This window comes from Micromonospora sp. KLBMP9576 (genome assembly GCF_050941805.1).
GTDB lineage: Bacteria > Actinomycetota > Actinomycetes > Mycobacteriales > Micromonosporaceae > Micromonospora.
Genome location: NZ_CP194567.1, coordinates 1 through 12418 on the forward strand (window position 1 = coordinate 1; position 12418 = coordinate 12418).

Consider the following 12418-nt stretch of genomic DNA (forward strand, 5'->3'; position numbering starts at 1 on the left):
GTGACCGGTACGACCGACCTTGCCGCGATGTGGGCGGCGACGACCGACGAACTCGCCGACGAGATCATCTCCGCGCAGCAGCGGGCCTACCTCCGGCTGACCCGCCTGCGGGCCATCGTCGAGGACACCGCGCTGCTCTCCGTTCCGGACGCCTTCACCCGGGACGTCATCGAGTCCCGGCTGCGCCCGGCGATCACGGAGGCGCTCACCCGCCGACTGGGCCGGCCGATCCAGGTGGCGGTGACCGTGCGTGCGCCCGAGGGCGGCTCCGGCCGCCCGGCGGGCACCGTCTACCGCAGCGGCCCCGAGGCCGGGCCGGTCGAGCACGACGCTGGGCCGCTCGGCTACCCGGACGTTCCTGCGGGCTACGACGGCCCGGCCGGGCAGCGCGACGACGCGGCGCTCGACGCCGGGCAGTCGCCGCTCATCCCCGAGCAGGCCCACCCGCAGCGGCGACAGCAGCACGACGCGTCGCCGGGCGACGACGGGCACCGGCCGGGCGATCGCGACGGGCAGGAGGCCCTGTTCAGCACGGCCTTCGCCGAGCCGCCGCGCGCCGACCGCCCGGTGCGGGGCCGGCAGCCGCTCGACCAGCGCGGCTACGACGAGCGGGCCGCCCGGCTGGACCAGCCGGGCACCGACACCCGGGGCTACGAGCCCCGTTACCGCGAGGACGCCGCGTCCCCCCGGGACCAGCACGTGATCCGGGCCCTGCCCCGCGACACCGGCACCGACAGCGGGCCGGGGCGCGGTGGCGGGGATCACCGGCCCGGTGGCCGCGACGACCGTCGGCCGCCCGGTGCGGACGGCGGCGGCAACCGGCTCAACCCGAAGTACATGTTCGAGACGTTCGTCATCGGCTCGTCCAACCGCTTCGCCCACGCGGCGAGCGTCGCGGTCGCGGAGTCGCCGGCGAAGGCGTACAACCCGCTGTTCATCTACGGCAGCTCGGGGCTGGGCAAGACGCACCTGCTGCACGCCATCGGGCACTACGCCACGACACTGGGCAACGCGCGCTCGGTCCGGTACGTCTCGACCGAGGAATTCACCAACGACTTCATCAACTCCCTACGCGACGACAAGACCAGCGCGTTCCAGCGGCGCTACCGCGACGTCGACATCCTGCTGATCGACGACATCCAGTTCCTGGAGAACCGCGAGCGCACGCAGGAGGAGTTCTTCCACACCTTCAACACCCTGCACAACGCCAACAAGCAGATCGTGATCACCTCCGACCGGTCCCCGAAGCAGCTCGCGACCCTGGAGGACCGGCTGCGTACCCGCTTCGAGTGGGGGCTGCTGGCCGACATCCAGCCGCCCGACCTGGAGACCCGGATCGCGATCCTGCAGAAGAAGGCGGCGCAGGAGCGGCTCTACGCCCCGCCGGACGTGCTGGAGTTCATCGCCTCCCGGGTGTCGAACTCGATCCGGGAGTTGGAGGGCGCGCTGATCCGGGTGACGGCGTTCGCCAGCCTGACCCGGTCCACGGTCGAGTTGTCGCTGGCGGAGGAGGTGCTGCGGGACTTCATTCCGGACGGCACCGGGCCGGAGATCACCGCGGACCAGATCATGGTCTCCACCGCCGACTACTTCGGGGTGAGCCTGGAGGACCTGCGGGGTCACTCCCGCTCCCGGGTGCTGGTCAACGCCCGCCAGGTCGCCATGTACCTGTGCCGGGAGCTGACCGACCTCTCGCTGCCCCGGATCGGGCAGGCCTTCGGCGGGCGCGACCACACCACGGTCATGCACGCCGACCGCAAGATCCGCCAGCAGATGGCCGAGCGCCGCTCGCTCTACAACCAGATCGCGGAGCTGACCAACCGGATCAAGCAGAACACCTGAGTCGTACGCCGCCGACCGTGGCGGACAGGGGTGCCCGACGCGCCCGGCCGGACCACCGGCCGGGCGCTTTTTCGTGCTCCGCGCGCGGCTGTCGGCATGGCGTGCGCCACAGCGGCCGACCCGTTTCCGGCCGGCGACCCGATCGTTGTCCACATCCCTTCGTCCACAGCCTGTGGACAACTACCGTCCGCCCACGCCCCGGTTACCCACAGGTTGTGGAAAAACCCTGGGGACAAGCCTGTGGACGCCTGTGGATGGCTGTGGACGACCGGTCCGGTTGTCCACAGCCGACGGTGGGCCTGTGGGAAACCTGTTGAAGGTTCTGGGGATGACGCCACCTGAACGGCCTTCGGCTATCCACAGCGCTGGGGAGAAAGTAGGTGGACAACCTGTGGATAACCGGTGGACGGCGGTGGACAACCTGGGGGCCGCCGAGGGCCTGTGGACCAACCCCGGGGTTATACCCCACGTCATCCACAGGTAACCCACCGGTGGATAACGTGGCTGAGCTGCCCAAACGCGGGTTTTCCACAGTTTGCACAGGTGCTACGAAGATGACGGGTTATCTCTTCTAAGAGAACAAAAACCAATCATCACCGTTGGGCTTTCTGTGGATGGGGCCAGATGCTGCCGTCGGCGGTCGCCCGGGCACCTGGATCCACGGGGTCGGACGCACAGCCGATGCCCGCGCGCCCTAAGGTGCGATGGGTACCCGCACGGACAGGCGGGTCGGTGGGCAGCGGTCGGCATGAGAGAGTTGTTGCTGACGTCGACGCGGAGGCATTGATGAAGTTCCGAGTGGAGCGCGACGCGCTCGCTGAGGCCGTGGCCTGGACCGCGAAGAGCCTGCCCAACCGGCCGTCCGTACCGGTGCTCGCCGGCGCCATGCTGCGGGTCACCGACGGCAACCTGCAGGTCTCCGGCTTCGACTACGAGGTTTCCAGCCAGGTCACCGTCGAGGTGCAGGGCGACGCCGACGGCGCCGCCCTGGTCTCGGGGCGACTGCTGGCCGAGATCACCAAGGCGTTGCCCGCCAAACCGGTCGACATCGCCGCCGTCGGTTCCCACCTGGAACTGGTCTGCGGCAGCGCCCGCTTCACCCTGCCGACCATGCCGGTCGAGGACTACCCGGCTCTGCCGGACATGCCGGAGAGCACCGGCACCGTCGACGCCGCCGCCTTCGCCTCGGCGGTCGCCCAAGTCGCCATCGCCGCGGGCCGCGACGAGACGCTGCCGATGATGACCGGCGTACGCATCGAGCTCTCCGGTGGCACGCTGGCCATGCTCGCGACCGACCGCTACCGGCTGGCCCTGCGCGAGATGCAGTGGAACCCGGACGACCCCGAGGTGAGCATCAACGCCCTCGTGCCGGCCCGCACCCTCAACGACACGGCCAAGGCCCTGGGCCCGATCGGTGGCCAGGTCACGATGGCGCTCTCCCAGGGCAAGGCCGGCGAGGGGATGATCGGCTTCGCCGGTGGCACCCGGCGCACCACCAGCCGGCTGCTCGACGGGGCGAACTACCCGCCGGTGCGCTCGCTCTTCCCGGCCACCCACAACGCCGAGGCCCGGGTGGCGGTCAGCACCCTGATCGAGGTCGTCAAGCGCGTCGCCCTGGTCGCCGAGCGCACGACCCCGGTGCTGCTCAGCTTCAGCACCGACGGTCTGGTGGTCGAGGCCGGCGGCACCGAGGAGGCACGGGCCAGCGAGGCGATGGAGGCCACCTTCACGGGTGACCCGCTGACCGTCGGCTTCAACCCCCAGTACCTGATCGACGGCCTCACCAACCTGGGTGCCCAGTTTGCCGTGCTCTCGTTCGTCGACGCCTTCAAGCCCGCGGTGATCTCACCCGCCGGCGAGGATGGCGAGGTCATCCCCGGGTACCGGTACCTCATCATGCCGATCCGCGTCTCGCGCTGATCGCACCCGAGAAGACCCTGACGCACGGAGGTAGGAACACATGCAGCTCGGCCTGGTAGGGCTCGGCCGGATGGGCGGCAACATGCGCGAGCGGTTGCGCGCTGCCGGCCACGAGGTGGTCGGCTTCGACCACAACGCGGAGCTGAGTGACGTCGCGACCCTGGCGGAGCTGGCGGAGAAGCTGGAGTCGCCCCGCGCGATCTGGGTGATGGTCCCCGCCGGCGTCACCGACGCGACCATCGACGAGCTCGCGGGCTTCCTCGGCGCGGACGACATCATCATCGACGGCGGCAACTCCCGGTTCAGCGACGACGCGCCCCGCGCCGAGCGGCTGAACGAGCGCGGCATCGGCTACCTCGACGCCGGTGTCTCGGGTGGCGTCTGGGGCCGGCAGAACGGCTACGCGCTGATGGTCGGCGGCGCCCAGGAGCACGTCGACCGGCTCATGCCGATCTTCGAGTCGCTCAAGCCGGAGGGCGAGTTCGGCTTCGTGCACGCCGGGCCGGTCGGTGCCGGGCACTACGCCAAGATGGTGCACAACGGCATCGAGTACGGCCTGATGCACGCGTACGCCGAGGGCTACGAGCTGATGGCCAAGTCGGAGCTGGTGACCAACGTGCCGGGGGTGTTCAAGTCCTGGCGTGAGGGCACCGTGGTCCGCTCGTGGCTGCTCGACCTGCTCGACCGGGCCCTCGACGAGGACCCGGAGCTGGCGGAGCTGAGCGGCTACACGGAGGACACCGGCGAGGGCCGGTGGACGGTCGACGAGGCGGTCCGGCTGGCCGTGCCGCTGAACGTGATCACCGCCTCGCTCTTTGCCCGCTTCGCCTCCCGGCAGGACGACTCGCCGGCCATGAAGGCCGTCGCCGCCCTGCGTCAGCAGTTCGGCGGGCACGCCGTCCACAAGCGCTGACCGGAATACACGCACCCGTGTACGTTCGCCGGCTCGAACTGGTCGACTTCCGCTCGTACGAGCGGGTCGGCGTGGACCTGGAGCCGGGGGCGAACGTGCTGACCGGCGCCAACGGCGTCGGCAAGACGAACCTGGTCGAGGCGCTGGGCTACGTGGCGACCCTGGATTCGCACCGGGTCGCCACGGACGCCCCCCTCGTCCGGATGGGTGCCTCCTCGGCCGTGATCCGCTGCGTGGTCGTGCACGAGGGGCGGGAGCTGCTGATCGAGTTGGAGATCGTCCCGGGCAAGGCCAACCGGGCGCGGCTCGGACGGTCGCCGGCCCGTCGCGCGCGGGACGTGCTCGGCGCGCTGCGGCTCGTGCTGTTCGCCCCGGAGGACCTGGAACTCATCCGGGGCGACCCGGGCGAGCGGCGGCGCTACCTCGACGACCTGCTGGTCAGCCGCCAGCCCCGGTTCGCCGGGGTACGGGCCGACTACGAGCGGGTGGTGAAGCAGCGCAACGCGTTGCTGCGCACCGCGTACCTGGCCCGCAAGACGGGCGGGTCGCGGGGCGGGGACCTGTCGACCCTGGCGGTCTGGGACACGCACCTGGCCCGACACGGCGCGGAACTGCTCGCCGGTCGCCTCGAGCTGGTCGCCGCGCTGGGGCCGCACGTGACGAAGGCGTACGACGCGGTGGCGGCGGGCCGGGGGGCCGCCGGGATCGCGTACCGGCCGTCGGTGGAGCTGGCGGAGCCCACCACCGACCGGGAGGCGCTGGCGGCGGCGTTGACCGCCGCGCTGGCCGACTCCCGTACCGCCGAGGTCGAGCGGGGCACCACCCTGGTCGGCCCGCACCGCGACGAGCTCGCGTTGACGCTGGGCCCGCTGCCCGCGAAGGGGTACGCCAGCCACGGCGAGTGCTGGTCGTACGCCCTGGCTCTGCGGCTGGCCGGTTACGACCTGTTGCGCTCCGACGGCATCGAACCGGTGCTGGTGCTCGACGACGTCTTCGCCGAGTTGGACGCCGGGCGGCGGGAGCGGCTGGCGGAGCTGGTCGGCGGGGCGAGCCAGGTGCTGGTGACGTGCGCGGTCGACGAGGACGTGCCAGCGTCCCTGCGCGGCGCCCGGTACGACGTGGGCTCAGGGGCGGTGCGCCGTGCCGGATGAGCAGCTTCCGCCGGCCCGACTCGGCCCGCGACGAGGGGCCGGGGCGAGGGGCGGGGACTCCGGCGCCGCAGCCAATGACGGTGCGGCGGCCGGTGACGGTGCGGCGGCCGACGGAGCGGCGGGGAGCGGTGCCGCGGCCGGACCGGAGCTGGCCCGGGCGGTGCTGGACGCGGCGAGGGCCCGCCGGGAGTCCGCGGCCCGCACCCGCCGACGTGGCCCCGGTGGCGGCGACGGCGAGGGCGGCCAGCAGCGGCGCCTGCGGGGTTACTCCGGCCCGGGGCCGGACCCGCGCGATCCGCAGCTGCTCGGCGCGGTGTTGAACCGGCTCGTCAAGGCGCGCGGCTGGCAGCAGCCGGCCGCCGAGGCGACGGTGTTCGGCGCCTGGGAGCGGGTGGTCGGCGCGGAGGTGGCCCAGCACAGCCGGCCGGTCAAGCTGGAGGACGGCGAGCTGACCGTGGAGGCCCGCTCGACGGCGTGGGCCACCCAGTTGCGGCTGCTGGCCGGCTCGCTGCTGAAGCAGATCGCCAGCGAGGTGGGTCACAACGTGGTGCGCAAGCTGCACATCCACGGGCCCGCCGCGCCGTCCTGGTCGAAGGGCCCGCGCCGGGTCCGGGGGCGCGGCCCCCGGGACACCTACGGCTGACGGTCACTGCCCGCCGCGCCGGGCCTCCCGCTCGGCGCGCTTGCGTTCGCGCTGCTCGCGGCTCCACTGCTTGCGTCGTTCCAGGTCCTGCTTCCACGCCTCGCGGGCCTGGACCGAGCCGCCCTGCACGGCGCCCTGCACCTCGGGTGGGCCCGCGAGGCGCCGGAAGGCCCAGGCCATCAGGCGTCCGCCCTCACCGGGGGCCTTCGAAGTCGGCTTGTCCTCGCTCATCGCCCAGCCTTTCCGTCGGTGGCCCAAACGTACCGCCAGCCTTGGGGGACTCAGGCGTCGGCGTAGACGGCGAAGCCGCGGTCGGCGCAGCGGCGGTAGAAGGCGGCGAGCACGGCCAGTTCGGCGCAGGTGAAGTTCCACTGCGGCGGCTCCCCGCTCTCGTCGCGCAGCGCCTCCAGCCGGTTGTCGAGCCAGCGCAACTGCTGCTCGGCCAGCCGCCCGTCGGCGAGCAGCGACCGCAGCACCTGGCTCACCGAGTCGAAGGTGATCGCCTCGCCGTGCGGGCGGTGGCCCGTCACGAACCGCTCGATGCCGCCGGCGACCCAGGCGCAGCCGTCGGGGTCGATCACCGGGTCCTCGTCCTCGGCGGCCGCGTCGGTGGCGTAGAGCACACCCTCCAGGCCGAGCAGCAGGTCCACCAGCTCCGTGTAGGCGGTAGCCCGCACGGTGCCGGTCTTGGCGATCAGCTCGGCGAGCGCCGCGGTGGGCGCCGAGATGCGGGGCATGTCGACGATGTCGCCGAAGTCGACGAACTCGGCCGGTGCGACCGGATCGTAGAAGCGGCCGGTCCGCGGCCACTGCACCGCGACGTTGTCCAGCCCCATCTTGTGTCACCTCTCCGAGAGCACGGGTAGTTCGTATCGGCTCGATCGTCCGGTTCCGGCCGGAAAAGATCAAGGCCGGACGGTCGGCGCGGCGGGTGGTGTTTCCGACCGGCCGACCGACACCGATCGTCGGGCGGCGCCGCCCTCGATCGCCCCCTTGCGTGTAGGGGGAGTCGCGGGCGGCGCGGTTCGGCCGGCTACGTCGGTCTCAGCCGGCCCGCAAGGGTGCCGAGTGGTGTTTCTGTCGTCCGCGCACAGTAAGATTGACCCCGAGACGAAGACCCGGTGCGGAGCGACGAGACACGGGGCCCGGAGCGGGGCCCGCCATCATTGTCCACCTCGGGTCGAGCCGATCGCGATCCGCGGGCAACCGCGGCGACCGGCGCGTTCGACCCGTACCCCGGAAGTCCTGTCCGGGGTCGGTCCGCGCGTCGACGTCGCGTCCTGTCCGCCGAACCCGCGCCCGACGCGCCACCAGGCGCGTACGGCGCGAGAAAGTGGCCGAGGGTGGCAGCGCAGGACAAGCAGGATTACGACGCCGGGTCGATCACCGTTCTCGAGGGGCTGGAGGCGGTCCGGAAGCGCCCCGGTATGTACATCGGGTCGACCGGCGAACGCGGCCTGCACCACCTCGTGTGGGAGGTCGTCGACAACGCGGTGGACGAGGCGCTGGCCGGCCACTGCGACACCATCGACGTGGTGCTGCTGGCCGACGGCGGGGTCCAGGTCACCGACAACGGCCGGGGCTTCCCGGTCGACCTGCACCCGAAGCTGAAGAAGCCGGGTGTCGAGGTGGCGCTGACCGTGCTGCACGCGGGCGGCAAGTTCGACGGCAAGTCGTACGCGGTCTCCGGCGGCCTGCACGGCGTCGGCGTCTCCGTGGTGAACGCGCTCTCCTCCCGGATGGCGGTGGAGATCCACAAGTCGGGGTTCGTCTGGCGCCAGCAATACCACAACTCCAAGCCGGGCACCCTTGAGAAGGGCGAGACGACCGACCGGACGGGCTCCGCGGTCTCCTTCTGGCCCGACCCGGAGGTCTTCGAGACCGTCGATTTCGACTTCCAGACCATCTACCGGCGCATCCAGGAGATGGCCTTCCTCAACCGTGGCCTCACCATCCACCTGCTCGACGAGCGGGTGGCGGAGGACGAGGAGGGCAAGCCGCGCGAGGTCACCTTCTGCTACCGGGGCGGCATCGCCGACTTCGTCCGGCACCTCAACGCCTCCAAGTCCCCGATGCACAAGACGGTGGTCGAGTTCGGGGCCGAGGAGGAGGGCATGTCGGTCGAGATCGCCATGCAGTGGAACGAGTCGTACGGCGAGTCGGTCTACACCTTCGCCAACACGATCAACACCCACGAGGGCGGCACCCACGAGGAGGGCTTCCGGGCCGCGTTGACGACCGTCGTCAACCGCTACGGCGCCGACAAGAAGCTGCTCAAGGGCGACGAGAAGCTTTCCGGCGAGGACATCCGCGAGGGCCTGGCCGCGATCATCTCGGTCAAGCTGGCCAACCCGCAGTTCGAGGGCCAGACCAAGACGAAGCTGGGCAACACCCCCGTCAAGAGCTTCGTGCAGCGGGTCTGCAACGAGTGGCTGGTCGACTGGTTCGACCGCAACCCGGCCGAAGCGAAGATCATCATCCAGAAGGCGTCCCAGGCCGCCCGGGCCCGGATCGCCGCGCAGCAGGCGCGCAAGCTGGCCCGGCGCAAGTCGCTGCTGGAGTCGGGCTCCATGCCGGGCAAGCTGGCCGACTGCCAGTCGACCGACCCGCGTGAGTCCGAGGTCTTCATCGTCGAGGGCGACTCGGCCGGCGGCTCGGCCAAGCAGGGTCGCGACCCGCGGACCCAGGCGATCCTGCCGATCCGAGGCAAGATCCTCAACGTGGAGAAGGCCCGGATCGACCGGGTGCTCAAGAACAACGAGGTCCAGGCGCTGATCACCGCGCTGGGCACCGGCATCCACGACGACTTCGACATCGAGAAGCTGCGCTACCACAAGACGGTGCTGATGGCCGACGCCGACGTGGACGGCCAGCACATCCAGACGCTGCTGCTCACGCTGCTCTTCCGCTTCATGCGTCCGCTGGTCGAGCTGGGGCACGTCTACCTGGCCGCCCCGCCGCTCTACAAGATCAAGTGGAACAAGAAGGGCGATGACGCGCAGTACGCGTACTCGGACCGCGAGCGGGACGGCCTGATCGCGCTGCGTCAGCAGAAGAAGCCGAACGCGAAGCCGGACGACATCCAGCGCTTCAAGGGCCTCGGCGAGATGAACTACCCCGAACTGTGGGAGACCACGATGAACCCGGCGACGCGTACGCTGCGTCAGGTCACGCTCGACGACGCGGCCACCGCCGACGAGTTGTTCACCGTGCTGATGGGTGAGGACGTGGAGGCGCGCCGCTCGTTCATCCAGCGCAACGCCAAGGACGTCCGGTTCCTGGACATCTGACGGGCCTCGGCGGGCCGGCCGGTCGTCCACCGGTCGGGCCGCCGATCCACAGAGTTATCCACAGCATGGCCGGTATCCACAGCCGTTATCCACAGCACGAAAACGACTCTGAGTCTGATAAGGGTTAACAGTGACCGATATTCCCGAGTCCACACCGAACGAGCCCGAGGCCCCCGAGGCCCCCGAGACCCTCGCCGCCGTCGTCGCGCACGACCGCGTCGAACCGGTCGGGCTCGAGGTGGAGATGCAGCGCTCCTACCTCGACTACGCGATGAGCGTCATCGTCGGGCGGGCGCTGCCGGACGTCCGGGACGGGCTGAAGCCGGTCCACCGCAAGATCCTCTACGCCATGTTCGACTCCGGCTACCGGCCGGACCGGGGCTACGTCAAGTGCTCCCGCGTGGTCGGCGACGTGATGGGCCAGTTCCACCCGCACGGCGACTCGGCGATCTACGACGCGCTGGTCCGGATGGCGCAGCCCTGGTCGCTGCGCTACCCGCTGGTCGACGGCAACGGCAACTTCGGCTCGCCCGGCAACGACCCCGCCGCCGCGATGAGATACACCGAGTGCAAGCTCGACCCGCTGGCGATGGAGATGCTGCGGGACATCGACGAGGACACCGTCGACCTCCAGGACAACTACGACGGCCGGGCCAAGGAGCCCACCATCCTGCCGTCGCGGATTCCCAACCTGCTGGTCAACGGCTCCGAGGGTATCGCGGTCGGCATGGCCACCAAGATCCCGCCGCACAACCTGCGCGAGATCGGCGCGGCCGTGCAGTGGTGCCTGGAGCACCCGGAGGAGGACGAGGCCACCACCCTCGACGCCCTGATGGGGATCGTCAAGGGGCCGGACTTCCCGACCTACGGCCTGATCGTGGGCACCCAGGCGATCCAGGACGCGTACCGCACCGGGCGCGGTTCGATCCGGATGCGCGCCGTGGTGGAGGTCGAGGAGGACAAGCGGGGCCGCCCCTGCCTGGTGGTCAGCGAGCTGCCCTACCAGGTCAACCCGGACAACCTCGCCGAGCGGATCGCCGAGCTGATCAAGGAGGGCAAGCTCGCCGGCATCGCCGACATCCGGGACGAGTCCTCCGGGCGTACCGGCATGCGGATCGTGCTCGTGCTCAAGCGCGACGCGGTCGCCAAGGTGGTCCTGAACAACCTCTACAAGCACACCCAGCTCCAGGAGACCTTCGGCGCCAACATGCTGGCGCTGGTCGACGGGGTGCCGCGCACGCTCAACCTGGCCCAGTTCATCCGCTACTACGTCGAGCACCAGATCGACGTGATCCGCCGGCGGACGGCGTTCCGACTGCGCAAGGCCGAGGAGCGGGCGCACATCCTGCGCGGGCTGTCCAAGGCGTTGGACGCCCTCGACGAGGTGATCGCCCTGATCCGGCGCTCGCCCACGGTGGAGGACGCCCGGCAGGGCCTGATCCGGCTGCTCGAGATCGACGAGATCCAGGCGACCGCGATCCTCGACATGCAGCTGCGCCGGCTCGCCGCCCTGGAGCGGCAGCGGATCCTCGACGACCTCGGCAAGCTGGAGGTGGAGATCGCCGACCTCAAGGACATCCTCGCCAAGCCGGAGCGGCAGCGCAGGATCGTCTCCGAGGAGCTGGGCGAGATCATCGCCAAGTGGGGCGACGAGCGCCGCACCAAGATCATGCCGTTCGAGGGCGAGGTCTCCATGGAGGACCTCATCGCCCGCGAGGACGTGGTGGTGACCATCACCCGTACGGGCTACGCCAAGCGGACCAAGGTGGATCTCTACCGGTCCCAGCGGCGCGGCGGCAAGGGTGTCAGCGGGGCGACTCTCCGGCAGGACGACATCGTCAGCCACTTCTTCGTATGCTCGACGCACGACTGGATGCTCTTCTTCACCAACAAGGGCCGCGTCTATCGGGCCAAGGCGTACGAGCTTCCCGAGGCCAGTAGGGTGGCCAAGGGCCAGCACGTGGCCAACCTGCTCGCGTTCCAGCCCGACGAGCAGATCGCGCAGATCATCGAGATTCCGAACTACCAGGTGGCCCCCTACCTGGTACTTGCCACGAAGAACGGCCTGGTGAAGAAGACTCGGCTTGAGGAGTTCGACTCCCCCCGGTCCGGCGGCATCATCGCGATCAACCTGCGCGACGAGGACGAGCTGGTCGGGGCGGCGCTCGTCGCCCCCTCCGACGACCTGCTGCTGGTGTCGAAGAACGCCCAGGCGATCCGGTTCAACGCGAGCGACGAGGCGCTGCGCCCGATGGGGCGGGCGACCTCGGGCGTGATCGGGATGCGCTTCAGCGAGGACGACGTCCTGCTGGCCATGGAGGTGGTCCGCGAGGGCCTGGACGTCCTCGTGGCCACGAACGGAGGGTTCGCGAAACGCACCCCGATCGAGGAATACCCCGTGCAGGGCCGGGGAGGTAAGGGCGTGCTGACCGCGAAGATCACCGAGCGGCGCGGTGGTCTGGTCGGCGCGGTGGTGATCGACCAGGACGACGAGTTGTTCGCGATCACCAGCAACGGTGGTGTCATCCGGACTCCGGTGAAGCCTGTACGCCGTACACGTGACCGGAACACAATGGGGGTCAAGCTGATGGACCTTCCGGACGGCGTGACTATCGTGGCGATTGCTCGCAATGCCGACGAGCCTGACGAACAGGACTAG

9 protein-coding genes are annotated in these 12418 nt (G+C 70.4%); 7 read left to right on the top strand and 2 right to left on the bottom strand.

Annotated elements, in window-relative coordinates; translation table 11 throughout:
* Nucleotides 1-66: 66 nt before the first annotated feature.
* From dnaA to ACQ452_RS00025, 5 genes are all read left to right on the top strand, one after another.
* Complete coding sequence (gene dnaA / locus ACQ452_RS00005; RefSeq protein WP_433394483.1) at nt 67-1842, top strand: chromosomal replication initiator protein DnaA; 1776 nt, start codon at nt 67-69, stop codon at nt 1840-1842.
* A 786-nt stretch (nt 1843-2628) separates the two neighbouring features.
* Nucleotides 2629-3762 carry a DNA polymerase III subunit beta gene (gene dnaN, locus ACQ452_RS00010; RefSeq protein ID WP_433388907.1) on the top strand — a complete coding sequence of 378 codons (1134 nt, stop codon included), beginning with the start codon at nt 2629-2631 and terminating at the stop codon, nt 3760-3762.
* Between the two features lie 40 nt (nt 3763-3802).
* Nucleotides 3803-4675, top strand: a complete 873-nt coding sequence (gene gnd / locus ACQ452_RS00015; RefSeq protein WP_433388909.1) for a phosphogluconate dehydrogenase (NAD(+)-dependent, decarboxylating) — start codon at nt 3803-3805, stop codon at nt 4673-4675.
* Nucleotides 4676-4692: 17 nt separating this feature from the next.
* Nucleotides 4693-5826, top strand: coding sequence for a DNA replication/repair protein RecF (gene recF, locus ACQ452_RS00020; RefSeq protein ID WP_433388911.1), 1134 nt, complete (start codon nt 4693-4695; stop codon nt 5824-5826).
* Nucleotides 5816-6469: a DUF721 domain-containing protein gene (locus ACQ452_RS00025; RefSeq protein WP_433388912.1), complete on the top strand. Its 654-nt coding sequence runs from the start codon at nt 5816-5818 to the stop codon at nt 6467-6469. Before recF ends, ACQ452_RS00025 begins: the two co-directional genes overlap by 11 nt.
* 3 nt (nt 6470-6472) lie before the next feature.
* On the opposite strand, the gene ACQ452_RS00030 is transcribed toward ACQ452_RS00025, so the two are convergent.
* Together ACQ452_RS00030 and ACQ452_RS00035 are read right to left on the bottom strand one after the other, a co-directional pair.
* Nucleotides 6473-6700, bottom strand: coding sequence for a hypothetical protein (locus ACQ452_RS00030; protein ID WP_433388914.1), 228 nt, complete (start codon nt 6698-6700; stop codon nt 6473-6475).
* Nucleotides 6701-6750: 50 nt separating this feature from the next.
* Nucleotides 6751-7305, bottom strand: a complete 555-nt coding sequence (locus ACQ452_RS00035; protein WP_433388916.1) for a hypothetical protein — start codon at nt 7303-7305, stop codon at nt 6751-6753.
* A gap of 507 nt (nt 7306-7812) precedes the next feature.
* On the opposite strand from ACQ452_RS00035, the gene gyrB reads away from it, so the two are divergent.
* Both gyrB and gyrA read left to right on the top strand, forming a co-directional pair.
* Nucleotides 7813-9759, top strand: coding sequence for a DNA topoisomerase (ATP-hydrolyzing) subunit B (gene gyrB, locus ACQ452_RS00040; RefSeq protein ID WP_433388918.1), 1947 nt, complete (start codon nt 7813-7815; stop codon nt 9757-9759).
* A 130-nt stretch (nt 9760-9889) separates the two neighbouring features.
* A complete protein-coding gene (gene gyrA / locus ACQ452_RS00045) occupies nt 9890-12418 on the top strand; it encodes a DNA gyrase subunit A (protein ID WP_433388920.1) in 2529 nt (842 codons plus the stop codon).